The organism is Pseudomonas sp. AE27, assembly GCF_037113495.1.
GTDB classification, from domain to species: Bacteria; Pseudomonadota; Gammaproteobacteria; order Pseudomonadales; family Pseudomonadaceae; genus Aquipseudomonas; species Aquipseudomonas palmensis.
This window is the reverse complement of the sequence record NZ_CP146966.1, coordinates 2,366,714-2,392,748: the sequence shown is the minus strand read 5'-3', so window position 1 is coordinate 2,392,748 and position 26,035 is coordinate 2,366,714. Positions and strand designations below refer to the sequence as shown.

The 26,035-nt window shown below is 62.5% G+C and carries 23 protein-coding genes and 1 pseudogene; 19 read left to right on the top strand and 5 right to left on the bottom strand.

The window, feature by feature from the left end; all coding sequences use genetic code 11:
- Positions 1-8 precede the first annotated feature (8 nt).
- Positions 9-752: a DUF2889 domain-containing protein gene (locus tag V9K84_RS10910; RefSeq protein WP_088514814.1), complete on the bottom strand. Its 744-nt coding sequence runs from the start codon at positions 750-752 to the stop codon at positions 9-11.
- 102 nt (positions 753-854) lie between these two features.
- Here V9K84_RS10910 and V9K84_RS10905 point away from each other — a divergent pair, with 102 nt between their 5' ends.
- The gene (locus tag V9K84_RS10905) at positions 855-1,655 is read left to right on the top strand and encodes an SDR family oxidoreductase (protein ID WP_088514813.1); all 801 of its coding nucleotides are present in this window, start codon (positions 855-857) and stop codon (positions 1,653-1,655) included.
- Between the two features lie 61 nt (positions 1,656-1,716).
- On the opposite strand, the gene V9K84_RS10900 is transcribed toward V9K84_RS10905, so the two are convergent.
- Positions 1,717-3,348, bottom strand: coding sequence for an ATP-dependent acyl-CoA ligase (locus V9K84_RS10900; protein WP_088514812.1), 1,632 nt, complete (start codon positions 3,346-3,348; stop codon positions 1,717-1,719).
- Between the two features lie 184 nt (positions 3,349-3,532).
- Between V9K84_RS10900 and V9K84_RS10895 the strand changes: the two genes are divergently transcribed.
- From V9K84_RS10895 to V9K84_RS10825, 15 genes and pseudogenes are all read left to right on the top strand, one after another.
- Positions 3,533-4,270, top strand: a complete 738-nt coding sequence (locus V9K84_RS10895) for a TetR family transcriptional regulator (RefSeq protein ID WP_088514811.1) — start codon at positions 3,533-3,535, stop codon at positions 4,268-4,270.
- 312 nt (positions 4,271-4,582) lie between these two features.
- Entirely contained in the window at positions 4,583-5,647 is a 1,065-nt protein-coding gene (locus tag V9K84_RS10890) for an amidohydrolase family protein (RefSeq protein WP_088514810.1), read from the top strand.
- A pseudogene (locus V9K84_RS10885) lies at positions 5,647-6,512 on the top strand (fumarylacetoacetate hydrolase family protein). The gene V9K84_RS10890 and the pseudogene V9K84_RS10885 overlap by 1 nt, the downstream one beginning before the upstream one ends.
- Entirely contained in the window at positions 6,509-7,414 is a 906-nt protein-coding gene (locus tag V9K84_RS10880; RefSeq protein ID WP_088514808.1) for a 3-hydroxyacyl-CoA dehydrogenase, read from the top strand. The pseudogene V9K84_RS10885 and the gene V9K84_RS10880 overlap by 4 nt, the downstream one beginning before the upstream one ends.
- Positions 7,411-8,586: a thiolase family protein gene (locus tag V9K84_RS10875; RefSeq protein WP_088514807.1), complete on the top strand. Its 1,176-nt coding sequence runs from the start codon at positions 7,411-7,413 to the stop codon at positions 8,584-8,586. The genes V9K84_RS10880 and V9K84_RS10875 overlap by 4 nt, the downstream gene beginning before the upstream one ends.
- A gap of 127 nt (positions 8,587-8,713) precedes the next feature.
- Positions 8,714-9,991, top strand: coding sequence for a cytochrome P450 (locus tag V9K84_RS10870; RefSeq protein WP_088514892.1), 1,278 nt, complete (start codon positions 8,714-8,716; stop codon positions 9,989-9,991).
- Between the two features lie 136 nt (positions 9,992-10,127).
- On the top strand, positions 10,128-11,435 hold the full coding sequence (locus V9K84_RS10865; RefSeq protein ID WP_088514806.1) for an amidohydrolase family protein: 1,308 nt from the start codon (positions 10,128-10,130) through the stop codon (positions 11,433-11,435).
- 111 nt (positions 11,436-11,546) lie between these two features.
- Positions 11,547-12,695, top strand: coding sequence for an acyl-CoA dehydrogenase family protein (locus tag V9K84_RS10860; protein WP_088514805.1), 1,149 nt, complete (start codon positions 11,547-11,549; stop codon positions 12,693-12,695).
- On the top strand, positions 12,695-13,768 hold the full coding sequence (locus tag V9K84_RS10855; RefSeq protein WP_088514804.1) for an acyl-CoA dehydrogenase family protein: 1,074 nt from the start codon (positions 12,695-12,697) through the stop codon (positions 13,766-13,768). The genes V9K84_RS10860 and V9K84_RS10855 overlap by 1 nt, the downstream gene beginning before the upstream one ends.
- On the top strand, positions 13,765-14,565 hold the full coding sequence (locus V9K84_RS10850) for a crotonase/enoyl-CoA hydratase family protein (RefSeq protein WP_088514803.1): 801 nt from the start codon (positions 13,765-13,767) through the stop codon (positions 14,563-14,565). Before V9K84_RS10855 ends, V9K84_RS10850 begins: the two co-directional genes overlap by 4 nt.
- 39 nt (positions 14,566-14,604) lie before the next feature.
- The gene (locus V9K84_RS10845) at positions 14,605-15,729 is read left to right on the top strand and encodes an acyl-CoA dehydrogenase family protein (RefSeq protein ID WP_088514802.1); all 1,125 of its coding nucleotides are present in this window, start codon (positions 14,605-14,607) and stop codon (positions 15,727-15,729) included.
- A 58-nt stretch (positions 15,730-15,787) separates the two neighbouring features.
- Positions 15,788-16,645 carry a cache domain-containing protein gene (locus tag V9K84_RS10840; protein ID WP_088514891.1) on the top strand — a complete coding sequence of 286 codons (858 nt, stop codon included), beginning with the start codon at positions 15,788-15,790 and terminating at the stop codon, positions 16,643-16,645.
- Positions 16,611-17,813, top strand: coding sequence for an MFS transporter (locus tag V9K84_RS10835; protein ID WP_088514801.1), 1,203 nt, complete (start codon positions 16,611-16,613; stop codon positions 17,811-17,813). The genes V9K84_RS10840 and V9K84_RS10835 overlap by 35 nt, the downstream gene beginning before the upstream one ends.
- 27 nt (positions 17,814-17,840) lie before the next feature.
- Entirely contained in the window at positions 17,841-18,392 is a 552-nt protein-coding gene (locus V9K84_RS10830; RefSeq protein ID WP_088514800.1) for a glutathione peroxidase, read from the top strand.
- A 557-nt stretch (positions 18,393-18,949) separates the two neighbouring features.
- A complete protein-coding gene (locus V9K84_RS10825; RefSeq protein WP_168186839.1) occupies positions 18,950-19,090 on the top strand; it encodes a hypothetical protein in 141 nt (46 codons plus the stop codon).
- 348 nt (positions 19,091-19,438) lie between these two features.
- Here V9K84_RS10825 and V9K84_RS10820 read toward each other — a convergent pair whose 3' ends face one another.
- Together V9K84_RS10820 and V9K84_RS10815 are read right to left on the bottom strand one after the other, a co-directional pair.
- Complete coding sequence (locus V9K84_RS10820; RefSeq protein WP_088514799.1) at positions 19,439-19,744, bottom strand: DUF3077 domain-containing protein; 306 nt, start codon at positions 19,742-19,744, stop codon at positions 19,439-19,441.
- Positions 19,745-20,455: 711 nt separating this feature from the next.
- A complete protein-coding gene (locus tag V9K84_RS10815; protein ID WP_088514798.1) occupies positions 20,456-21,349 on the bottom strand; it encodes a LysR family transcriptional regulator in 894 nt (297 codons plus the stop codon).
- Positions 21,350-21,443: 94 nt separating this feature from the next.
- Between V9K84_RS10815 and V9K84_RS10810 the strand changes: the two genes are divergently transcribed.
- The 3 genes from V9K84_RS10810 to V9K84_RS10800 all read left to right on the top strand — a co-directional run bounded on the left by V9K84_RS10810 (position 21,444) and on the right by V9K84_RS10800 (position 24,549).
- A complete protein-coding gene (locus V9K84_RS10810) occupies positions 21,444-22,610 on the top strand; it encodes an MFS transporter (protein WP_088514797.1) in 1,167 nt (388 codons plus the stop codon).
- A gap of 126 nt (positions 22,611-22,736) precedes the next feature.
- On the top strand, positions 22,737-23,177 hold the full coding sequence (locus V9K84_RS10805) for a MerR family transcriptional regulator (protein ID WP_088514796.1): 441 nt from the start codon (positions 22,737-22,739) through the stop codon (positions 23,175-23,177).
- 94 nt (positions 23,178-23,271) lie between these two features.
- Positions 23,272-24,549, top strand: a complete 1,278-nt coding sequence (locus V9K84_RS10800) for an NADH:flavin oxidoreductase/NADH oxidase family protein (RefSeq protein WP_088514795.1) — start codon at positions 23,272-23,274, stop codon at positions 24,547-24,549.
- Between the two features lie 59 nt (positions 24,550-24,608).
- Here the strand turns inward: V9K84_RS10800 and V9K84_RS10795 are convergent, their stop codons facing one another.
- The gene (locus V9K84_RS10795) at positions 24,609-26,021 is read right to left on the bottom strand and encodes an amidase (RefSeq protein ID WP_088514794.1); all 1,413 of its coding nucleotides are present in this window, start codon (positions 26,019-26,021) and stop codon (positions 24,609-24,611) included.
- Between the last annotated feature and the right edge of the window lie 14 nt (positions 26,022-26,035).

Below are 26,035 nucleotides of genomic sequence, written 5' to 3'. Positions count from 1 at the left end.
GCGGCGTGTCATGCCGCAGGGACGTCGGGCCAGGCATGCAGCCATGCCTGGTCCTGGGCGCACAAGGCCTGGCGCTTGTCACTGAAATCCAGGGTCGAGCCCTGCATGCGCAATGCCTGTTCGGCACGGGTGGGTTGCTGGCTGTAGCAGCGGCCGCTGCTGACGGCGTGGGCTTGTGCGTCAAGGTCGTAGGCGCGGCCCATCGAGATGAGCGTACAGCGGCGCAGCAGCAGCGCCGCCTCGGCGGTCTCTTCATCGAGAGTGCCGAGCGCCCAGCGCGCCATGCCTTCACGAAGGTCGACCCCGGCATAAGGCGCTGGGCCTTCGATCATCGTGCCGTTCACTTCCCAGTTCAGCACATGCATTTCGTCCACACTCAGACTGGCGCGGGTACGCCCGTGGACGCGTGCACCGACCTGGATCTCGTAGCGCCGCTGGCAGGGGCCACGGGCAGCGCTGGCGATGGCCAGGCCGGCCAGGTCGAGCAGGTGGGTGCATTGGTGGCTGGCGTCTGTGTGTCGGGTGACCGAATGTGCAATCCGCGCCAGGGGCATGCCTATCAGCGCCTGCAGTTGATCGCCTGCCTGCGGGCATAGCGAGTAGGGGTAGCGCAGCGCTTCGCCGCCGATGGCGGTGACCAGGCTGCCAGCGTGGCAGGCCCACACGCGAAAGTGGTGAAAGTCATCCTCAAGGGCTGCGCGAACGTGACCTGCGCGGGCAACGATGTCTACGCGGCGTCGAAATACCATCATCCTGGGCATCCTTGTGCAAGGGGTGTGATGTAGCGCTGCAATCGACTATATTTGAACACTAAATAATATATTGTTCACTAAAAAACAATAAAAGGAGCGGTTATGGCCCTGCTGAACGAACAGGTCGCGCTGATTACCGGCGCAGGGGGCGGGATCGGTCGAGGTATTGCGCTGAATTTCGCCAAAGAGGGGGCTGCGGTAGTGGTCGCCGAGCTCGATGAGGCCAGCGGTGAGGCGGTGGTGGCGGAGCTCAGGGCGCTTGGCGCCAGGGCGGTATTCATTCGCACGGACGTCTGCAGCAAGGCCGATATCGAGGCCGCGGTACAGCTGGCCGTCGATGCGTTCGGTGGTTTGGACATACTGGTCAACAATGCATTCGCGCCCACGCCCAACGTGCTGCTCGAAGACAAGACCGACGCCATGCTCGAACAGACCCTGGGGTCGACGGTGTGGGCGACCTGGTGGGCAATGAAGGCCGCGCTCCCGCACATGAAGGCGCGTGGCGGTGGCAAGATCATCAATTTCTACTCCATCGATACCGAGATCGGTGCCTGGCTGCATGGCGACTACAACACGGCAAAGTCGGCGATCGTGGGGCTGACGCGAAGTGCCGCCTCTGAGTGGGGGCGTTTCAATATTCGGACCAACGCCATCGCCCCCACCGCCATGGGCGCCACCTTCCATGCGCTGGCGGCAGAGAACCCAGGGTTTGCTGAAATGTCCGCGTCCATGCGCCCGCTGGGGCGTTGCGGCGAGCCCGAGGCCGATATTGGTCCGGTTGTGGTGTTCCTTGCCAGCGAGATGTCACGCTTCATCACCGGCGAAACCATTCACGTCGATGGTGGCCTGCACCTGCCTGGGTACAACTCGCGGCCTAAAGGTGTTCCTGTGCGCGAATACTGAAGCCGGCCACAAAAAAGCGCGGCCAGTGCCGCGCTTTCTGTTTGCCGGGGGAGGGCGGTGACTACTTTTTGGCAACGCTGATCGAGGTGGTCTCCAGGTCCCAGGTGGTGGGGGTTTTACCCTCGTCGCGCAGCAGGTATTTCAATACGCGACCCTGCGGATTCTTCGGCAAGCTGGCGCGGAACTCGATGTAGCGCGGCAGGGCGTAGTAGGGCACCGCCTCCACGGCCCAGTGGAACAGATCTTCGGGGTCCAACGTGGCACCTTCATGCAGGACGGCGGTCACCTTCACGTCATCTTCGCCCTTGTCGGACGGCACCGCATGTACTGCCACCTCGGCCAGGGCGGGGTGGATGCCGAATGCGGCTTCCATCTCGAAGCTGGAGATGTTCTCGCCACGGCGTCGCAGGTAGTCCTTTTTGCGGTCGACAAAGTAGAAGAAGCCATCATCATCGAACTTGCCGATGTCGCCGGTGTGGAACCACATGTTGCGCATCAGTTTCTGGGTGTCTTCTGGTCGGCGCCAGTAGCCCTGGAACATGATGTCCGGACGCAGCGGGCGCACCACGATTTCACCGGCGGTACCGGGCGGCACCTCCCGGTCCAGCTCGTCGACGATGCGCACATCGAAGTCGGCAATGCGCTTGCCCGAGGAACCGGGCGCCGCGTATTCGCCGGCGGCCAGCGAAGTGATCACGCAGGCCTCGGTCAGGCCGTAACCATTGCCACCTACCAGCGGCGTGCCGAAGCGTTCGCGCCAGATCTTCTTGGTTTCTTCGGTATAGGGGTTGCCGCGCGCGGTGTGGATCTGCCCCACGCAGCGCAACATAGCTGGGTTGTCAGGTGCCTGGGCAAGCAACCCGCCCATGCCGCCGAGAATCGAGGCAATGGTGGCACCCGAACGTTCCACCTCCGGCCAGAAGCCCGACACCGAAAAGCGTGGCAGGATCGCGGCGCGGGCACCCACCAGGATGCTTGCGATGATCGACACACACAGGGCATTCATGTGAAACAGCGGAAGCGGTGTGAGGGTGACGTCTTCGGCACTGGCAGGGCCGGCGCGCAATTGCAGGCGGGCCAGGTTGCACATGAAGTTGTAGCTGATCATGCAGCCTTTGGAGGGGCCGGTGGTGCCCGAGGTGTATATCAGGCAGGCGAGGTCGGACGGTTGCGGCTTGTTGGCCAGCGGGGTGGCGTCCTGGCCGCGAAAGCGGTCCAGAGCGTCGATGCGAATCGGGCACGCGGGCACGCTGTCGGACGGTCCGCGGTGCAGTATGTGCTGCACATCATGCAACTGGTCTGCCAGCGGGGTAATGCGCTGCAGGTAGGCCGCTTCGCAGATCACCAGCGAGGTGCCGGTGTCGGCGATCTGATGGCGCAGAAATTCGCCCTTGAGTGCGGTATTGATCGGCACGCTCACTGCACGCAGCTTGTTGATGGCCAGCCAGGTGACGACCGCATCGATGTTGTTGTCGAGCATGGTGAGCACGGTGTGACCCGGCTGGATGCCAAGCGTGGCCAAGGCGTTGGCCATTTTTGTGGAAAGTGAATCAACTTGGCCGTATGTGTATAACTCTCCACTGAAATCCAGCAGGATTCGCTCTGCGTGCCTTGCCACTGCACGGTCCAGTGCGTCAATGACCGTGTCTCGTTCTCCTACAGCCCAGGTGTCTGGATTCCCACTGCTACCCATGAATTTTCTCCGTTTAGGGCCCCACACGTGCTGGTGCGCCTGGTTTTTATTTTAAATAGAGAATTGGATTCTAAATGTAAAATCTGAAATTGTCTTTATCATTAAGTTGAACATATAACGTTATTTATGCGCAGATTCTGTGCTACCGTTGCCGCATCTTTACTCTCTACGAGCCTGCAAGTCCATGCCAAAAAACGCTACCCAGCTGGCAGAAGCGCCCAAGGCCGCTGTCAAATCCAGGAAAAAAGCCGCGTCTGAGGCTCCAGCCAGCGGCCCCAAGGCTGCCAAGACCGCCGAGCGGCGCAACGTTCCCGCAACGGCAGGCAACAAGGTCAAGCCCAATCGCCGCTCGGAAGAAACCATCGCCAACATCCTCAAGGCGACCGAAGAAGTGGTGCTGATGTCGGGCGCCGACCGTATTTCGGTTCTTGATGTGTGCCAGGTTGCGGGCGTCTCGCGGGGCACCTTCTACCGCTACTTCTCTTCCCAGGAAGACCTGCTGGACACCTTCTCGCGGCACAAGCGCGAAAGCTTTCACACCTCGCTATCGCAGGAACTGGGGCACATCAATGACCCGGAAGCCCGCCTGAACGCACTGTTCGCCTACCTCGACAACTACCTGGAACAAAGCCGAGCGCGGCGCCTGCTGGTGGTTGCGCCAGACTACGCGCTGGGATTTTTCCGGCGAATTTTCCACGACTCGATCGTGCGCTTTCAGGACGGTCTGGGCATCGTCTTCGATGACTGGGACGAGCGCCTGGGCGTGCGGCTGGACCGCGAGCTGATCTGCGAGATGATCATTCGCTACGTGTTGAGCGAAATCCTGGTGCCGGAAGCGGCAGGGCGTCGACTGTTCCCGGTACGGGTAAAAAAACTGCTGGGTGCATTGATCATGGGGTCCACCTCGCGTACCCGGCGCTGACACCTTCCGTACTGTTCTGCACACTCAAAGCCCCCGCCAGCCGGGGGCTTTTTTGTGGCCGGACGAAAGCCTTCTTGCCTGTTCCGGCTCATGGCGGCCAGTACCCATCCTTGCCAGAACGCTCTGCCTCAGGGGATTCAGCAGAGCTTGAAAATAATATGAACAGAATTTTGATTTCTGCTCAAATTAATTTTAAGCTCTGGCCTGGTAGCGAGCCTTGCTGTTCCCCTTCCTGCGTCGGTTGACCGAGACCACGCCAAGGTATCGCGCTGCAAAACCAACAAAAAAGTGCCAACTTCGAGGTACCTGCACATGCTTATCGATCTGCACGCTCACGCACCCCATCCGGGCTACTACAACCAGCACCCGCACTGGGGGCCGTTCTTCGAGCAGCACGCTGACGGCGATATCAAGCTGCGTGTGGGGGAGTGGATTCTGGGCCTCGGGTCGCCCGAACGTAAGGCGGCCGTGCGCTCGGGCAACGGCCCCAAGCTCGAGGAATATTTCGCGCGCTGGGCCGACCCCAAGGTGCGCCTGGCCGGCATGGATGCGGCAGGGCAGAATCTGCAGGTGATCTCGGTACCATCGCACTGCTACATGTACTGGACCGAAGCCGAGTTCTCGGTGCCGTTCGCACGTACCGTCAATACCACCCTGGCCGAGTACTGCTCGGCGGCCCCGGACCGCCTGATGTTCTGGGCCCACGTGCCGTTGAACGCGCCCGAGGCAGCGGCCGCCGAACTACGCTATGCCTGCACCGAGCTGGGGGCCAAGGGCATGGTGGCCGGTGGCGCCAACTTCGGCGGGCTGGAGTTCGATTCGCCGGAGCTCGACGTGGTGTGGCGCACCCTCTGCGACCTGGACCTGCCGATGTTCATCCACGGCTACAACCAGTCGGTCACCTGGGGCAAGAACGCCAACGACGACCGTTACGAAACCACCGCCATCGTCGGTATGCAGTACGATGAGAGCCGCTGCTTCTGGAACCTGATCTGCGGTGGCGTGCTGGACCGCTTCCCCGACCTCAAGGTGTACATCACCCACGGCGGCGGCTATGTGCCCTATCAGCTCGGACGCCTGGCCAAGACCAACGAAAACCTGGACGTCAAATTCAACAAGAAGCCGCTGCTCGACTACATGAAGAACTTCTACTTCGACGTCGAGCTGCACGAGGTGCCGATGCGCCAGGCCCTGGTCGATATCATCGGTGCCGACCATGTGCTGTACGGCAGCAACTTCGGCGGCAGCGATGCGGTGCGCCATGACTTGACCCACGGCCTGAAGCTGTCGGATGCCGACCTGCGCAAGATCCGCTATGAGAATGCCTGCCGCCTGTTGCACCTGGACCCGACCAAGTTGGGCAAGGTAGGTGCCTGATGAAGTTGGCACGTTGTGAGCACTCGTCGGTCGGCACCTTCTGGGCCGTGGTCGATGTTGCCCAGGACCAGGTAACCCCGATTTCCGGCGAATTCAGGGACTGGGCGCCAGCGGTCGCGGCCGGGCGCGGCATCAGCTCGGTGCGGCTGGCCGGGCCGTCGCTGGCCTTGTCGAGCGTGCGCCTGCTGCCGCCGATCGAGCCGATCAATCGGGTGGTGGTAGCGGGCGCTAACTATGCCAAGCACCTGGTGGAATTCGGCCTGAATGCACCAGCACAGCCGGTGGCCTTTCTCAAGGCCTATGGCGCGCTGATCGGCGCCCGCGACACGATACGCTTCCCCCCCTGACCGACGAACTGGACCACGAAGTCGAGCTGGTGGTGGTGATCGGCACGGGCGAGATCGACTTGCAGGATCCGCTGGCGTGCGTGCTGGGCTACACCGTCGGCAACGACGTGAGTGCCCGAGACCTGCAGCGCAGCGGGCCACCTGGTATCGGCATGGACCTGTTTGCGGCCAAGAGCCAGGACCAGACCACAGGGCTGGGCCCGTGGATTGTCACCAAGGACGAGTTCGCCGAGGGTTCCCCGCGGTTGCGTCTGACCCTGAAGGTCAATGGTCAGGTGCGCCAGGACGGCTCCACGGCCGAGATGACCTGGGACGTGGGGCAGTTGATCCGCTTTGTGCAGCAACGTTCCAGCTTTTCCACCGGCGACGTGTTGTTTACCGGGTCGCCGGCGGGCGTGGGCATGGGCACCGGGCTGTATCTCAGGGAGGGCGACGTGGTTGAAGCCAGCGTCGAGGGTATCGGCACATTGCGAAATGTGGTCGGCAAGAAACCGCAGCTAATCGAGAGCCAGACATGAACGCCAGCAGCAAAGAAAAAGTCGTGGTGGTGGGGGCCGGGCTGATGGGCACCGGCATTGCACATGCGTTCGCACGTTGCGGTTTTGTCACCGTGCTGGTCGACACCCATGCGGCCTCGTTGACCCAGGCTCGCGCCAGCATCGAAAAGATCCTTGCCGATGGTGCGCGCCTGGGCAAGGTCAGCGAGGAGCAGGCGCAGCAAGCGCTGGCCAACCTGCTGACCACGGGTGACCTGAGTGAGGCCGCCAGCGGGGCGAACTGGCTGGTTGAAACGGTCTCCGAGCAACTGTCGGTCAAGCAGGCGGTGATCAGCCAGGCTGCGCCGCTGCTGGCTGCCGACGCCATCATCGCCACCAACACATCGGCCCTGAGCGTGACCGAGATTGCCACATCGGTAGTCAGCCCTGAGCGGGTCATCGGCATGCACTTCTTCAACCCGGTGCACAAGATGAAACTGGTGGAGCTGGTACGTGGCCTGGCCACCAGCGACGAGGTGGTCGTGCGCACACGTGTGCTGTGCGAGCAGATAGGCAAGACTTCCATCGTCGTCAACGAATCGCCCGGGCTGACCACCAGCCGCATGTCCGCGCTACTGGGCAACGAGGCAATGTGGATGCTGCAGGAAGGCACTGCCACCGCCGAGGACATCGATACTGCCCTGCGCCTGGGCTTCAACCACCCGATGGGGCCGCTGGAGCTGGGTGACCTGACTGGCTGGGACACGCGGCTTTCGGTGCTGCGCTATCTGCACCAGACATTGGGCGAGAAATTTCGTCCCTGCCCGCTGATCATCAAGATGGTCGCGGCCGGTCGTCTGGGGCGCAAGACCGGGCAGGGCGTGTACCGCTATGCCGATGGCAAGCAGGTGCCGGGCTCGGGCCTCAAGGCGAGTGCGCTATGAACGGCGTGGTGATCGTGGATGCGGTGCGCACCCCCATCGGCAGGTTTCGCGGCAGCCTGGCGGGCGTGCGTGCCGACCACCTGGGTACGCTGGTGATCAGCCGCCTGCTCGAGCGCGTGGGTGTTGCTCCCGACAAGGTGGAGGACGTGATCTTCGGCTGCGTGACCCAGATCGGCGAGCAGTCGGCAAACATCGCCCGCACCGCCTTGCTGGGTGCAGGTTGGCCGGTCGATATTCCCGGCCTGACCATCGACCGCAAGTGCGGTTCGGGCGAAGTGGCGGTGCACCTGGCCGCTGGTGCAATTGCCAGTGGTGCGGCGCAGGTGGTGGTGGCCGGGGGTGCGGAGAGCATGAGCCGCGTGCCAATGGGCAGCAACCGTGACCTGCACGGCGAGGCCTTCGGCTGGATGGCGGCGCAGCGCTATGAGCTGACCAGTCAGGGTGAGGCGGCCGAACGCATAGTCGACAAGTGGTCGATCAGCCGCGAAGCCCTGGATGACTTCGCATTTGCCAGCCATCAGCGCGCGGCAGCCGCGTGCGACGCCGGGCACTTCGACAACGAGATCGTGCCAGTGGTGATCGACGACCTGAAGGAGCGCTCGATGAGCGAGCCTGTCGGCGTACTGCGCCGCGACGAAACCATTCGCCGCGATACCTCGCGGGAAAAGCTCGCGACCCTCAAGACCAGCTTTCGCCCCGAGGCCGGGCGCATCACCGCCGGCAATTCGTCGCAGATTTCCGATGGCGCCGCTGCGCTGCTGCTGATGAGCGAAGGTACCGCGAAACAATTGGGGCTCAAGGCGCGGGCACGCATCCGTGCCTTCACCACGGTCGGCTCCGATCCCACCCTGATGCTCACCGGGCCGATTGCCGCCACTCACAAGGTGTTGGCCAAGGCCGGGTTGCGCCTCGCCGACATCGACCTGTTCGAAGTCAACGAAGCGTTCGCCTCGGTACCGCTGGCGTGGATGGCGGAAACCGGCGTGCCCCATGACAGGCTGAACGTCAACGGTGGCGCCATTGCCCTGGGGCACCCGCTGGGGGCCAGCGGCGCGCGGCTGATGACCACCTTGCTCAACGAGCTGGAACGCCGAGGTGGGCGTTTTGGTCTGCAGGCCATCTGCTGTGCCGGTGGCATGGGCACCGCCACCCTCATCGAGCGGCTGGATTGAGGGTTTAAAGTGTTCATAAAGTTAATATCTGTTCAGCTAATTTAGATAAGGGCACGTACTTACTCGCTATAGAGGGGCCCTGATGAAACCCGATAAAAAAATAATGACAATAAAACCGGAGATGATCATGTCCACACCGGCACACAATGACCTGACAAAGGCCTTCAGCGATGTAGCCAGCAATTACCGTGGCAATAGCGACATCGACCTGCACGCCACCTACCGTGACATGCGGGCCCATTCCCCGGTACTGCAAGATAACTTCATGGCACGCCTTGGAGTGCCGTCAATCGCCGGGCTGGACGCCAGCCGCCCGACCTTCACCTTGTTCAAGTACGATGACGTGATGTCCGTGATGCGCGATGCCGGCAACTTCACCAGCGGCTTCATCGCCGAGGGCCTGGGCGCTTTTTTCGATGGCTTGATCCTCACTGCGATGGATGGCGAGGCACACCGCAACATTCGCAGCCTGCTGCAGCCGGTATTCATGCCCGATACCGTAAACCGCTGGAAGGAAACCCGCATCGACCGGGTGATTCGCGAGGAATACCTTAAACCGATGGTGCCTGCCAGATCGGCCGACCTGATGGACTTTGCGCTGTATTTCCCCATCCGCGTCATCTACTCGCTGATCGGCTTCCCCGAAGACCGGCCCGAGCAGATCGAGCAGTATGCGGCCTGGGCGCTGGCGATCCTGGCGGGGCCTCAGGTCGACCCCGAAAAGGCTGCTGCAGCCCGCGGCGCGGCAATGCAGGCGGCCCAGGCATTGTATGACGTGGTCAAGGACGTGGTGGCTGAGCGCCGCGCCCAGGGCGGTACAGGCGATGACCTGATCAGCCGGCTGATCCAGGCCGAGTTCCAGGGGCGGTCGTTGGACGATCATGAAATCGCGACCTTCGTGCGCTCGCTGCTGCCGGCGGCGAGTGAAACCACCACCCGCACCTTTGGCACCCTGATGTCGCTACTGCTGCAGCACCCTGAAGTGTTGGAGCGGGTACGTAATGATCGCAGCCTGGTGAACAAGGCCATCGACGAAGCAGTGCGCTTCGAGCCGGTGGCTACCTTCAAGGTACGCCAGGCTGCCAAGGACCTGCAGATACGCGGTGTGCCGATCCCCCAGGGAGCGATGGTGCAGTGCATTGTCACCTCCGCCAACCGCGACGAAGACGCATTCGAGCATGCCGACATCTTCGATATCGACCGCAAGCCCAAGCCGTCCTTCGGCTTCGGGTTCGGACCGCATATGTGCATCGGCCAGTTCGTTGCCAAGACCGAGATCAACTGCGCGCTCAACGCAATTCTCGACCTGATGCCCAATATCCGCCTGAACCCGGAAAAACCCGCACCGCAGATCGTCGGCGCGCAGCTGCGCGGCCCGCATTACCTGCACGTGTTGTGGGACTGAAGCCGGCTCTGACCGCTGCTGGAAGCCCTGCAGAAATGATGTAAATTGAACACAAACAAAAAAAGTGTTTAATTAAATTCGGATCTGCTCTATGCTTCATTTCACAACAACAAGCCCGAATGCCAAGGGGATAGCCATGAAAGTTGAAGATCTGATTCTCGTCAGCGTCGATGACCACGCAATCGAGCCGCCCAATGCCTTCGCTCGCCATATGCCGGCCCGCTTCAAGGGGCGCGAGCCGCACGTGGTCAAGAAGGGCGAGCGCGACGTGTGGGTGTTCGAAGAACAGGCCACTGGCTACATGGGCCTGAACTCGGTGGTCGGTCGACCGAAAGAGGAATACGGCATGGAGCCGCTGGGCTACGACCAGATGCGTCGTGGCACCTGGAACATCAAGGACCGCGTCGACGACATGAACGCCAATGGCGTGCTGGGCTCGTTGTGCTTCCCAACCTTCCCGGGCTTTGCCGGACAGCGCTTTCAGGTGCATGGCGACCGCGCTGTGTCACTGGCCGCGATCCAGGCCTATAACGACTGGCACCTGCACGACTGGTGCAATGCCGCACCGGGCCGCTTCATCCCTCTGATGATCGTGCCGTGGTGGGACATGCAGGCCGCCGCCGCCGAGGTCGTGCGTCTGGCGCGTCAGGGCGTGCATGCCATCTCGCTGTCGGACAATCCGGCGATCCACGGCTACCCGTCGATTCACAGCGACTACTGGGACCCGCTGTGGAAGGCGTGCAGCGACAACAAGGTGGTCATCTGCTGCCATATCGGCACCGGGGTCAAGGCGGACCATGCGTCCGACATGTCACCGATCGATGCGTGGATCACCTCTATGCCGATCTCCATCGCCAACTCGGCGGCGGACTGGATCTGGGCGCCGATGTGGAAGAAATTCCCCGACCTGCGCATGGCCCTGTCCGAAGGAGGCATCGGTTGGGTGCCCTACCTGTTGGAGCGTGCCGACTTCACACACCGCCATCACAACGCCTGGACCAACTCCAACTTCGACGGGAAGATGCCCAGCGACATCTTCAACAAGCACTTCATCACCTGTTTCATCGAGGACAACTTCGGCCTCAAGAACCTGGATTTCCTAAACGCCGACATGGTCACCTGGGAGAGCGATTACCCGCACTCCGACTGCACCTGGCCCAATTCTCCGGAAACAGCCTGGGAAGGGTTGCAGCACCTGTCCAAGGAGGTCATCGACAAGGTCACCCACCTCAATGCAATGCGCGAGTTCTCCTTCGATCCATTTGCCATTCATGGTCGCGAGAATTGCACGGTGGGCGCGCTGCGAGCCCAGGCCACACACGTCAGCATCGAGCCCGCGCTGGGCCTGGGCGGCGCTGATCACGGCCGGCATGACAACAAGCCGGTGACCTCCGGCGACATCAACGCGATGTTCGCCCAGGCTGACGCGCAAACCGCGTTGTAAGTCGTCACCCTTGTCCCAGGCGTCGCGCATCGGCGGCTGGGGCAAGGGGACGGTTCCGTGCTCGCCCCAAGGCGGGGCGATTGCGCCAGTGTTCAGCGTTAGAGAGCGCCCATGGCCATCAGTCAATTCAGTTACAGCTCCATTCCTCCCGAGGCCGAGGCACTTCGCGCCGATGTCCGGGCTTTCATTCAGGCCCATCTGGCCGATTATCCGCCGACCTTGCGTGCACAGTCCTGGATGGGCTTCGATGCCGCATTCAGCCGGCAACTGGGCGCCCGCGGCTGGGTCGGCATGGCCTTGCCCAAGGCCTATGGCGGTGCAGCGGCGGGGCCGTTTGCGCGGTATGTGGTCATCGAGGAACTGCTGGCGGCTGGAGCGCCGGTGTCGGCCCACTGGATCGCCGACCGACAGAGCGGGCCGCTGATCAACCGCTTCGGTACCGAACAGCAGAAACAGCGCTACCTACCTGCCATCTGCCGCGGCGAAAGCTACTTCTGTATTGGCATGAGCGAGCCCAATTCCGGCTCAGACCTGGCCTCGATCAAGAGCACTGCGCAGCGTGAGGGCGACGGCTGGCTGCTCAACGGGCAGAAGGTCTGGACCACCAACGCGCACCATTCGCAATACATGATCGCCCTGGTGCGCACCGGCGAAAGGCAAGCCGCGCGTCACGAGGGCATGTCACAGTTCATCGTCGACTTGAGCGTGCCCGGGATCACTGTCCGGCCAATTCGCGACCTGGCCGGGGGGGAGCACTTCAACGAAGTGTTCTTCGACAACGTGCGCCTGCCGGTCGATGCGCTCATCGGCAGCGAAGGCAAGGGCTGGGATCAGGTGACTGCGGAACTGGCGTTCGAGCGAAGCGGTCCGGAGCGCTTTCTCAGTTGCATGGCATTGCTCACCTGCCTGATCGACGCGCTGGGCTCCTCGCCCGATGCCTTGCAGGCGCGGGAAATAGGGCGTCTGACGGCCAGGCTGCTGACATTGCGCAACATGTCGCTGTCGGTTACCGCGCAACTGGCGGCGGGCGAGCAGCCGGCCTGGGCTGCCGCGTGCGTGAAAGACCTGGGCAACGTGTTCGAACAGGACCTGCCGCAAGTCGCGCAGCTACTGCTGGACACCGAGCCGCGCCAGGCCGGTGGCAGCGAATACGCACGTGTGCTGGCCTACCTGACACAAATGGCACCGTCCTTTTCCCTGCGTGGCGGCACGCGCGAGATTCTGCGCGGCATCATTGCCCGCGGCCTGGAGTTGCGATAATGCGCGAACTTTTCGAAACCATGATCGAGCGCCTTTTTGCCGACCTGGCAACGCCGGCCTATGTGCTCGGTTGCGAAGGCGGCGAGTGGCCGGCGCAGCTTTGGGCCGCGCTGGACGATTCGGGCTTTACCCTGGCCGGTGCCCCCGAGGCGCTGGGTGGCGCCGATGCCAGCTGGGCCGATATGTACGTGATGGTGCGCGCCGCCGGTCGGCATGCAGTGCCGGCCCCTCTGGGCGAGGCGCTGCTGGCCAACTGGGTGCTGGGCAAGGCAGGTCTGGAAGGGCGAGAGGGTGCCTTGAGCATCGCCGCCCGCGCCGAACTGAGCCTGGCCGACGGGCATGTCAGCGGCACTGCTCACGCCGTGCCCTGGGGCCGCAACGTGGAGGCGCTGGTAGCCATCGCCACCACTGCTGCGGGCACACCGCAGGTGGTGCTGCTGCAGCGCAGCACGGCCAGCGACCTCACTCTCAGCCTCAACGTGGCGGGTGAGCCGCGTGACGACCTGGCCTTCAGTGCTGCGCCAGTGCTTGCCCACGCACCGCTGCCGGATGGGCTCGGTGCCGACGTGCTGAAGCTGGGGGGCGCGATGCTCCGCTCGGCGCAGATCGCCGGGGCACTGCAGGCACTGCTCGACATGGCCGCCGGTTATGCGCGCGAGCGCAAGCAGTTTGGCAAGGCCATCGGCTCGTTCCAGGCCATCCAGCAACAGTTGGCGGTACTTGCCCAGCAAACGGCCGCGGCCAGAATCGCCGCCGAGGCGGCCTTTTGCGAGTCTGTCAGCGGGCTGGCCGGGCTGACCATCGCGGTGGCCAAGATCAGCAGCGCCGACGCCGCGAGTGTCGGTGCCAGCATTGGTCATTCGGTGCATGGCGCCATCGGCTTCACCGAGGAATACCCCCTGCACCTGCTAAGCCGCAGGCTGTGGGCATGGCGCAGTGAATTCGGCTCGGCCAGCCTGTGGAGCCAGCGCCTGGGCGCACAGATATGCCAGGGCGGCAGCGAGGGCTACTGGCCGCTGCTGACCCGCCACGGCATCCACCCCTTGACCGGCCTTGTGAGCAATCGGCTATGACCCCGTTCCTTCATATCGAGCGCGCCGGCGGCATTGTCACCGTGCGCATGGACCACCCCGACACCCGCAATGCCCTGACAACGCCCGGGCAGATTCAGGAATTCGTCGACCTGTGCGCGGCGTTGCGTCGCGACAAGTCGGCGCGGGTCATGGTGCTTACCGGCAACGGCAGCGCCTTTTGTGCGGGCGGGAATGTCAAGGACATGCACGAGCGGGCCGGCATCTTCGCGGGCTCGCCCTATGCGCTGCGCGACACTTACCGTGATGGCATCCAGCGCATCCCCCTGGCGCTGTACGAGCTGGACATTCCGGTCATCGCTGCCGTCAACGGCCCCGCCATCGGCGCGGGCCTGGACCTGGCCTGCATGTGTGATATCCGCCTGGCATCGACCTCGGCGGTGTTCGCCGAGAGCTTCGTGCGTCTGGGCATCGTGCCTGGCGATGGTGGGGCCTGGCTGCTGCCTAGGATCATCGGTGTGCCCAGGGCCAGCCTGATGTCCTTTACCGGCGACACCATCAACGCGGTCAAGGCGCTGGAGTGGGGGCTGGTGGAGCAGGTGTGCACGCACCAGACGCTGATGGCCGAGGCGCGCTCGCTGGCCGAGCGTATCGCTAGCAACTCGGGTCATGCGCTGCGGCTGTGCAAGCGCCTGCTGCGCGAAGGCCAGCACATGCGCCTGGACTCGTTGCTGGAACTGTCGGCGGCCTATCAGTCGCTGGCGCACCACACAGAAGACCACCAGGAAGCCGTTTCGGCCTTCGTCGAAAAGCGCACCCCCGACTACCTCGACCGGTGATCGGCGCAAGGCCCTCGACAGACTTTTGGAGTATTGAAGATGCGTGGCGTTTTCCGTGAAGACCACAATATGTTCCGCGAGCAGGCGCGCCGGTTCGTTGACCGCGAGATCGTGCCCTACCTGCATGAGTGGGAAAAGAACGGCATCGTGCCCAAGGAGGTCTGGCTCAAGGCGGGGGAGACCGGCCTGTTGTGTTCGACCGTGCCCGAGGAGTACGGCGGCCCCGGCGGCGACTTCGGCCACTCGGCGGTGATGATCGAGGAGCTGGCGCGGGCCAATGCCACGGCCGTGGGTTTCACCACCCACTCCGAGATCGTCGCCCCCTATATCGTTGCCTACGGCAGCGAGGCACAGAAGCAGCGCTGGTTGCCGCGCATGGTCAGCGGCGAGCTGATCGGCGTGATTGCCATGAGCGAGCCCGGCATCGGCAGCGACCTGCGCTCGATGCGTACCCTGGCGCGCCGCGACGGCGATGACTACGTGGTATCCGGCCAGAAGACCTTCATCACCAACGGCGGCAACGCAGGGCTGATGGTCACCGCCACCAAGCTGGACCTGAACGCCAAGGAACTGACCCTGATTTGCGTCGAGGAAGAGCGCCAGGGCTTTTCCAAGGGGCGCCTGCTTGAAAAGATCGGTTTGAAGGGCCAAGACACCGCCGAGCTGTTTTTCGATGATGTGCGGGTGCCCGTCGACAACCGCCTGGGTGAAGAGGGCCAGGGGTTCAAGTACCTGACTCACCAGTTGGCGTGGGAGCGCCTGATCATCGCGATACGCGCCGCGCAGTCGATCGAAACGCTGCTGCACGAGACCATCGACTACACCCGCGAGCGAAAGGTGTTCGGCAAGCCGGTGCTGGACCTGCAGAACACCCGTTTCAAGCTTGCTGAGGCCAAGGCGCAGTTCACCATGCTCAGGGTGTTCGTTGACGATTGCCTGGCCAGGGTGATGCGTGGCGAGTTGCCGGCGGATGTGGCGGCCATGGCCAAGCTGCTGGGCTCTGAGATGCAGGGCAAGCTGCTTGACGAGTTCCTGCAACTGCATGGCGGTTACGGCTTCATGAGCGAATACAAGATCAGCCGGGCCTGGGTCGATGCACGCGTGGCGCGGATCTACGGCGGTACCTCGGAAATCATGAAAGAGATCATCGGCCGCACGCTCTAGGCTCCGCCGGGCATGGCGTGGCAGTACTAGCCGAAAGGTCACCGGAGAAATCATGAAAATGAGCCTTTATCGAGCATTCGCAGGTTTATGCCTATGCCTTGCCTGCGTGTTCGCCATGGCGCAGCCGCCGTCCAACGATGCCTACGGTGCTGAAAGCCAGCGCGCGCAGGCGTTGCTGGCCAAGGCCGTCGCCCGTTACCAGGCCAGTGGCGACAGCGCCCTGGCCGCATTCAGCCGCCAGGGCGAGTTCATCGATGGCGAGCTGTACATCTATGTGGTTGATACCTCTGGGGTGATGCTGGCCAGCGGCGGGCCGTCGGCGTCGCTGGTTGGCAAACCAGTGGTCAGCGTGCTGGACGACGATCTCAAGGCCGCATTCCGCCAGGCCATCGAGCAGCCTGCAGACGGCAGTGTGCGCAGCGCCGAGTACCGCTGGTGGAACTGGCAGCACGCCAAGGTGGAGCGCAAGCGCGTGTTCTACCAACGGGTGGGCGAGCGGGTGCTCTCCGTGGGCTACTACCTGCCGCGCTCCAGCCCCGAGCAGGCCCGCGCACTGCTGCAGCAGGTCGCCGAACAGGTACGCAACGACCCGAAAGCGACCTTCACCCGCATCAACCAGCACGACAGACAGCTCAGCCAGGATGACCTGTATGCCTTCGTGGTGGACCTCAAGACTCAACGCTTCGTCGCCCACGGCTTCTTGCCGCGCCTGATCGGCACTGACTTCACGTCACTGCAGTCCGCCGATGGCCAGCCGATCGGGCAGGCCATGCTGCGCCAGATGCAACAGCATGAAACCGGCAAGCTCGACTACCTGTGGCGCAACCCCATCACCGGGCAAAACGAGTTCAAGACAACTTTCCTGCAACGGGTAGGCGGCTATGTGGTTGCGCTGGGCTGCTACAGCGGCCATTAGGCCGGCGCGTTCCAATGCGCAGATTCTATCGATCATCTGCTTCAACTTCGTCGGCTACGTGTGCAGCGGCTTGCCGCTGGCGGTACTGCCGGGCTTCGTGTTGCACGACCTTGGCCTGGGTGCGGTGCTGGCCGGTGCGGTAATTGGCGTGCAGTACGTGGCCACCTTGTTCGCACGGCCGCTGGCAGGCAGTGTGGCAGACCGCTTCGGGGCCAGGAGCGCGGTGCTCTGCGGTCTCGGCGGCCTGATCGTCAGCGGCCTGCTGACCTGGCTGGCGCTGGCGCTGCCGGTCCCGTTGTGGCTTTGCCTGGCCCTGCTGGTGCTCGGCAGGGTCATCCTGGGGCTGTGTACCGCCATGATTTCGACACCTTGCTGCACCTGGGCGATCGGGTTGCACGGCGCGTCCAGTACGGCCAAGGTGATGTCCTGGAACGGCATCGCGGCCTATGGCGGCGTAGCGGTCGGCGCGCCATTGGGCCGGCTGCTGGGGACTGCCTTCGGCCTCGCCAGTGTCGGGCTGTGCAGCGCACTGCTGGGCCTGGCATTTGTGCTCGTGGCCCTGGGCCGGCGCCCGGCGCCGCTGGTGGCCGGGGCGCGGCTGGCCTTTCACCGGGTCTTGCTGGCGGTGCTGCCCAACGGGGTGGTGTTGGTGTGCAGCTCGGTAGGCTACGGCGGGCTCACGGCGTTTGTGGCGCTCTATTTCGATAGCCTGGGGTGGCAGGGCGCGGCGTTCTGCCTGAGCGGCTTTGGCGCAGGGTTCATCGTGGCGCGGCTGGCGTCGCCGGGTATCCTGCACTGCCTGCGCGGCTACACGGTGGTTGCGATGTGCCTGCTGGTGCAGAGCGCTGGCCTGTTGCTGGTCGGGCTGGCACCGTCGCCGGCGCTGGTGATTGCAGGCGGCGCCCTGACCGGCATCGGCGTATCGTGGGTTTATCCCGGTCTTGGCATGGAAACCCTTGCGATGATTGCGCCAGCCAACCGCAACTCGGCATTGAGCGCGCTTTCGCTGTTCTTCGACGTTGCAGTCGGACTGGCGGGGCCGTCGCTGGGGCTGATTGCCGCGGGCTACGGCTACGCCTGGGTGTTTCTGTGGTCTGCGCTAGTGTCCGTGAGCGCAGTGGTGCTGGTGCTTTATCTGTGGTGCAAACCCGGTGTTACTTACCGTTGAACTCAGCCGTGCAAAAGAGGCAGGCCCATGAGCAACTCCCTTTACGACATTCCCTTGCAGGAGATTGATGGCACCCTTAGCAACCTGGGACGCTATCGCGGCAAGGTGCTGCTGCTGGTCAACGTGGCGTCCAGGTGCGGGCTCACCCCGCAGTACTCCGGGCTCGAGCAGCTCTACCAGCGCAAGCAGGCCGAGGGGTTGCAGGTGCTGGGCTTTCCCGCCAACAACTTCAAGCAACAGGAGCCGGGCAGCGATGCAGAGATCGCCGCGTTCTGCTCGCTGAACTACGGCATCCAGTTTCCGCTGTTCTCCAAGCTGTCGGTCAACGGCGACGACCGCCATCCGCTCTATGCGGCACTTACGGCGGCGCAACCCGAGAGCATTGGCGAAGGCCCTTTCCGCCAGCGGCTTCAGGGTTACGGCATAGCGGCTGACAACCACACCGACGTGCTGTGGAATTTCGAGAAGTTTCTTGTTGATCGTAGCGGTCAGGTGGTCGCGCGTTTCGCACCCGATGTGGCGGCCGACGATCCGCGACTGCTGGCGGCCATCGAGACTCAGCTGGCCACGCCGGCGTAATCCGGTACGTGCCGGCCCGCCCGTGGACGGTGTCGGCGGGAGTGCGCAGCACCCTCATGCGAACGCCGGCATCCGCCCAGCACCGGTCAGGCTAGCCGCCGTGATGCCATCCATCAGCGACGTCCGGCAGCGATCCGAGGCCGACGTCGAGCTCAGCCAGGCCTCTTGCCAGTCAATCTGACCTGAAGCCGGTAGTGGGCTGCACCGCTTTACGTGCAGTGGTTTTGACCGTCTCGATATCGTGACGAGCCCCCCGGAAACAGTGCGGAAGCGAAGCAGGCGGTGCTGATCAGAAAAACGACGTGGCCGAACGGCGGGACCATTGGCGGGTCTCTTGACCTGGCCAGTATCAGTGCAAGCTTACTTCAGATTGGCATGGAATTTTCATGTGCGATCTGCACTCTGTGGTTTTGTAGCGCGTAAACGCTGTCTTTCCCGCCAACAAAAACAATCCGGGGGTTTGCATGAGCTGTCTGATCTGCGCGGGCCACGCCGAGGCCATCGACTGCCCGGCCGGGTGGGAAGGGCGCCGTTGCCTGCAGTGTGGATGTTACCGTATGTCTCAAACGCTCATCCTGACGATGATGGACGAGGGGCAGATTTTCGATGCCTGCAAGATGCGCCAGTGGCTCGAGATGCGACGCGGGGTGATGCCGATTCCGACGATTGATGTGCATGAGGCGATTCTGGTGGTGTAGTTGTGGTGGCTGGCAACTCGAATCTCACAGGCGTTGGCACGTGGCAGCCCATGTAGGAGCCGGCTTTGCCGGCGAAGCGCCGCGCTCGCGGCGCTCGATCTTGTGACCGGCACAACAGCATTGACTGGCACCTGATAACCTCACCGCGATCCTTTGGTGGCCCTTCTGAAGACATCCCCAGTCACCTGTCTTGAAATTGCATCTGGGTTTGGGGGGCATGCTTTGAATCTGATGGCGCTCTCTAGGCCGCGCGCTGCCCGCGCGTCGCTTCGCCGGCGAGGCCGCCTCCTACATGGCGCATAGGCACCCCTATCAGTGGGCCGCGTCTGCGGCCCGGGTGTCACGTCGTTACGCGTCTACCGCTTGCGCCTCCATGCCGTCCAGCACCGTTTCGATCAACACGGTGCTCATCTCCAGCGACTGCTGCGCTGCCACCAGCAGGTGCTTGAACTGCGCGTCGGCGCGCTCGCAAGCTTGTGCGGTGGTGTCCCTGGCGCATTGGATCTGTAGCGACAGATGGACCAACGCATCTTCGAGCTCGATGCCTTCGCAGACGGAAAACAGGGGAGGGTGGTTTCCGTTGCAACAGCCGAAGGCGGTGTAGGCGGTTTTGCGGGGATTAACAAGCGGGGGGTCGGGGACGATTTTTGTCATTGTGCAGCTCCCTTTTGCAGTGGAACCGCCAGCTATCACTTGCAGTTGATAGGGTGGCGGCTACGTGCGGGTCTGCAAGACCGGGGCAAAAGGAACCCGGCAGACCCGAAGGTCTCCCACACGTAGCCACCATAAATCGAAACCACGGGCACAAAAAAGCGCCAATGACTTTCAGGTGGCGCTGTGCGCCTTTTGCTTGGCGGGCTTGCAGACCCGGCCGCTGAATTGGCAGCGGCGAGACGAAGGGTAGCGAGTATTGGGGGGATATTCAAGGGCGGGTTGGTTGAGGCTGTCTATGCGTATATCGATCGATACCTGGTTTTTGGTGAAGGCTGCTTTCGGCCTGAAGCGGATATCTATGGACGACCGCTCCCGACCCATAGCTGCCCTTCAGGATGGGCAGCTAACGGCCAAAAGCCACCGGTCGTGTCAGGCAGCTTCCGACCCGCTACCGTCATTCAGAACTGGCTAATTGGCAAAAGCCAGACATTCGAACCCGTCTATGAAATCAGAGGCGATTCACAGCTGCCATGACACGAAACAGCAGACACAAAAAGCGATAGGCGAAGGTTAACGGGGTGGGGGTGGGTATTCAAGGTTCTGGCTTGTGGGGAAGCTGGAGGGGTTACCGTTTCAGCATTGATGCTGGTGAGGTAACGACATTTTCGAGACTTCAACACCACAAGTACCCGGAAATTTCAGATCAAGCGCTTACATCCGGTGATGTTCCAGCAAGAAGTCCACGAACAATCGCACCCGCGCCGGCATTGCCGCCCCGCCGACGAACACAGCATGAATCGGTTCCTGGTCCCCAGGGTTCCAGGCTTCTAGCAGCGGAATCAGGGCGCCGCGCTGCAGATCCTCGCGCACGCTGAACTCACCGATACGTGCAATGCCGGCGCCTACTCGCGCAAGTTGTGCCAGCGCTTCACCACTGCTGCATTCGATGTTGCCGCTGACCTTCAGGGAAAACTCTTTTCCATCGCGGATGAACGGCCAGTTGGGTTCGGCACGCCGGAAGTTGAAGCGCAGGCAATTGTGCTGAAACAAGTCTTCCGGCTCCTTGGGGATGCCCTCGCGCTGCAGATAATCGGGCGATGCCACCACTACCTGGCCGGTGTCGCCGATCCTGCGCGCGGTCAGCGGGCTGTCGGGCAGATGGCCAAAGCGGATCGCGACATCGGCCTGCCCGCCGAGAATGTCGACCACTTCGTCGCCGAGGGTAAGGTCGACGACGATGTTCGGGTAACGGGCGCTGAACGCTGCAACCAGCGGGACGATGGCCAGCCGCCCGTGGCCAAGGGCGGCACTGACCCGCAATCGCCCCCTGGGCACGCCCTGGTCAGCGATCGCTGCTTCGACCTCGTCCATGTCGGCCAGGATACGCCGGGCGCCGCGCAGGAACGCTTCGCCCTCGGCAGTGAAGGCGAGCGCTCGGGTGGTGCGCAACAGCAGGCGGGTGCCAAGGCGTTGCTCGGTACGCGCGATGACCCGACTGACTGCCGAGGGCGTCACGCCCAGTGCACGCGCCGCGGCCGACAGGCTGCCTTCGTGCGCCACGGTGGTGAACACGCTCATTTCACCTGACCTGCCGTTGAAGTCCACTTGTGCCTCCTGCGCAAAGGTGATTGCCGAAAATGCTATCTACCGCGTTAAAAAACTGCATCGTAGCATTGGCGGCATAGATAAGGAGCCTTCCATGCGTATCAATCCACCACTTGTCGCACTTGCCATCGGTGCCTTTGGCATCGGCGTAACAGAATTCGCCCCCATGGGCATGTTGCCGGGTATCGCTCAGGATCTGGGCGTTTCGATTCCCGCTGCCGGTTTGCTGGTCAGCGCCTATGCGCTGGGCGTATTGCTCGGCGCACCGCTGATGACCCTGACCACCGGCAGGATTCCCCGACGCTATCTGCTGATCGGGCTCATGGGGGTTTTCACCTTGGGTAATCTGATGTCAGCCCTGGCCACCGATTACTACAGCCTCATGGTCGCCAGGGTGGTGACCTCACTGAACCATGGTGCATTTTTTGGCGTTGGCTCCATCGTCGCCGCCAGCGTGGTCGCCCCGGAAAAACGTGCCGGGGCGGTGGCGGCAATGTTCATGGGCCTGACCTTGGCGACCATCGGCGGTGTGCCGCTGGCCACCTGGTTTGGTGAACTGTTCGGTTGGCGCACCGCTTTCTGGGGAATTACCGGCCTCGGCGTGGTGACCATGGCCGCATTATGGTTCGCCCTGCCTAACCTGAAGACGTCGCAAAGCGTCGGTGTAATGGCCGAAATTCGAGTACTGGGGCGCGGTCCGGTGCTGGGCGCGTTGGCCCTGACCGTAGTCGGGTCGAGCGCGATGTTTACTGTCTTCACTTACATCGCGCCGATCCTCAGCAGCGAGACCAATGGTTCCACCGCCTACATCACTGGCATGCTGGTTCTTTTCGGGGTGGGGTTGACGCTGGGCAACCTGTGGGGCGGCAAGGCCGCCGACCGCTCGATAGATCGCACCTTGATCGTCTCGCTAAGCGTTCTGATTCTCGTCCTGCTGGCGTTCACCCTGCTGATGCGTTGGGCGGTGCCGGCCGCTCTGGCCATCCTGATATGGGGTATCGCCAGTTTCGCCCTGGTGCCGCCACTACAGATGCGTGTGATGGAAGCAGCGAAGGACGCGCCCAATCTTGCCTCTGCGGTGAACATTGGCGCCTTCAATTTTGGCAACGCGATTGGCGCAGCGCTGGGCGGAGCGGTGATCAACGCCGGGTTGGGTTATCCGGCCATTTCCCTGGCCGGAGCGTCGATGGGTACTCTGGGGCTGCTGATGGTGTTGGCGTATGGCTGGCGTTCCAGAACTGTTGCATCAACAGTGGTGTGACTAAGCAGTGATGCCAGTGGCGTACAGACAGTGGTCGAGCCTGCATTCAATGCGTGATGGTTGGCCGCCCCGATGGCTTTAGGTTTAAAGTCAACTTCAAGGTCAACAGAGTGTTCAGGGTGGGTTATGCGAATAGGCGAACTGGCGAAAATCAGTGGTTTGGCGCCCTCACGCATCCGGTTCTACGAGTCGAGCGGCTTGATCAAATCTGTCGAGCGCAAAGCAAATGGTTACAGGGACTACGCGCCTGATACCACGTGGGTGTTGGAGGTCATCACCGCAGCGCAGGCGGCGGGTTTTTCATTGGAAGAAATTCGGCAGTTGATGCCGATGAATGCCAGCGGTTGGCAGCACGATGAATTGCTCAGCGGGCTAAAGCAAAAGGTTGAGGAAATTGCTGTTCTACAGCAACGGCTAGCCCACAGCAAAGCGCAGCTTCTGCTCGTCATCAAGGGCATCGAGGGTAAGCCCGAAAGCATGGCGTGCGCGGAAAATGCGCAAATGCTGATCAATCGCCTGCGTGAAGAAGGCATTGGCAAAGCGCCGGGCAAGCGTGCGGTGCGTTAAGGTCAAACTCCATTGCTGCACTGCGCAAAAGGGTATTGACCTTAAAGTTGACTTTAATCTTAAGGTGGCCTCCTCTTCAGTTGAGGGCTGCTCCATGAATGTGTTCGACACCCTGATGCTTCCCAACGGTTCAACCATCAAGAACCGAATCGCCAAAGCTGCCATGGAGGAGAACATGGCGGACGCCGATCAGGCGCCTTCCAAGGACCTGCTGCGTCTCTATCAAGCATGGGCCGACGGTGGTGCCGGCCTGATCATTACCGGCAACGTTATGGTCGACGGCCGCGCCATGACCGGACCGGGTGGCGTGGTGTTGCAAGACGATCAGCAATTGCACAAGTTCAAGCACTGGGCGCGTACAGGTCGGTCTGGTGGTGCGCAGTTCTGGTTGCAGATCAATCATCCCGGTCGCCAGATGCAGTCCAACCTTGGGCAAAAGACCTGGGCCCCGTCAGCCGTGCCGCTGGATCTCGGCAAAATGTCCAGGCGATTTGCCACACCTCATGCGATGACCCCAGGCGTGATCGAAGAGGTTGTTCAGCGCTTCGCGAATACCGCACGCCTGGGCGAACAGGCCGGATTCACTGGTGTGGAAATTCATGCTGCCCATGGCTATTTGTTGAGCCAGTTCCTTTCGCCGTTGACCAACCAGCGCACGGACGAGTGGGGTGGCCCTCTGGAAAACCGGGCGCGCCTGTTGCTCGAAATCGTCAAGGCGGTCAGGGCTGTGGTTTCTGCGGATTTTGCAGTGGCGGTCAAGCTGAACTCCGCCGATTTCCAGCGCGGAGGATTCACCGCCGATGACGCGAAAAAGGTGGTTGAGTTGCTCAACGACCTGGGCGTGGACATGGTGGAGTTATCGGGAGGCAGCTACGAAGTACCCGCCATGCAGGGTGACGCGCGCGATGGTCGCACCCTGGCTCGCGAAGCCTATTTCGTCGAGTTCGCCCGTGATATCCAAACCGTCGCCAACATGCCGGTGATGGTCACTGGCGGTATACGCCGCCGCCCGGTGGCCGACAGCGTCGTGCAGAGCGGTGTGGACATGGTGGGCATCGGAACCGCTCTTGCTATCGACCCGCACCTGCCTCGCCAGTGGCTGGCGGGCAACGACAATGCCCCGCAATTGCCGCCGATCACCTGGAAAAACAAAGCCATGGCGGCCTTGGCGAACATGGCTGTAGTGAAGTTTCAACTGCGTAAACTCAGTCGCAATAAAAATCCCGACCCGAGTGTTTCACCGTTGCTCGCGCTGATCCTGCAACAGGCCGCCATGGCCTTTCGCACTCGCCGGTATCGGAGATGGGTAGAAAAGTCTTCGCATTGCAACGGCCTGACGATCGCAGCGCACGGCGATGGTCTGCCTGGATGACACCTGCGCAACATCACTGAAGACGTTGCGCCAGGTGCTACGCGAGTGTTGTTCCGGGCTTAAAGCCCCCACCGCCCCAGCTCGGGCTTGCGCTCGTCAAGCAGCAGTGCAGGCGCCATGGCGCTCGCCATGTTCAGCAAGTGCATGTCGGTAGATACCGGTGACAGCAGCTGCACGCCAATCGGCATCTGTGCTTCATCGAATCCGGCGGGTAGGGCGATTGCCGGGGTGCCGAGGTAGTTACTGGCGCGGCTGAACGTGCCGATGCTCACGTGAGCAGCGTCCTGGTCATCAAGAGGCAGGGCCCCGTGACCGCTGACCGGCATCAGCAGAGCACCGGATGAGCCGATCGCTCGTCTGAAGGCCTCGGCGGCGTGGGCACGCTGTGCAACGGCGTGTTCGTAGTCGTCACGGCTGATGGTCGCGCCGGCCAGGATGCGATTGCGCACCACCTCCCAGAGCGGCTGCGCAGGGTCATGTGCAAGGTGGCCGAACTCGCGATACCCCTCATAGGCAATGATCATCGAGTTGCACTCGGACAGCCGGCCAATGTTCAACTCATCCTCTGGAACCCAGCTCTGGAGCGTCCAGCCGGCCTTTTCCAGGGTGACCAGGGCCTGATCCCAAACCCGGCGAGCGCCCACGGACAGCGCACTTGGGAACGCGCTCTGGTCCAGTACGAACACCGTGCCCGGCTTGGCTGGTACCAGCTCACCTGCAAGGTCGGCCTGAACGCTCGACCCACTGCCGGTAGACGGGCTGGCAAGGATGGCCGTGAGTGCATGGGCGTCGCCGACATCACGGGCGATCGGGCCCAGAACGTCGAGGCTGGGCGCAAGCGGAACCACACCGTGCACGCTGATGACCCCGCTGGACGGCTTGAAGCCGACCAGATGATTGAGCGATGCGGGGGCTCGGATCGATCCGCCGGTATCGCCCCCCACTGCAACAGGTACAAGCCCTGCGGCAACAGCAACCGCCGCACCTGAAGAGGAACCGCCCGGGGCACGATGCAGCGTTGTGTCCCACGGGTTCCAGGGCGTGCCTCGGGTCGGGTTCTGCCCGGACAGGCCGAACGCAAATTCGGTCATCTGGGTCTTGCCCAGGATAACCATTCCGGCCGCCTGCAATCGTTGCGCGACGGTGCTGGTCACGGCACTGACAGTGCTCAGGCGGCTCAACGAACCTGCCGATGCCGGGGTATGGGCTATTTCGATGTTGTCCTTGATGGCGACCGGTACGCCATGCAAAGCGCTCGATGGGTGGCCTGCCTCGAGCGCACTGTCGGCGGCATCGGCTGCCGCCAGGGCTTGCTCTGCGAACACTGCGGTAAAGGCATTGAGCTCGCTGCCGCGAGCAATGCGGTCCAGAAAGTAGTGCGTGACGGCACGCGAGGTGATCTGCCGGGTAGCGATCAGATGGGCAATCTGCAGGGCAGACTGGAAACATAGGGCTTCGGATCGTTCGAGCATGGGTTCTAGGTTCT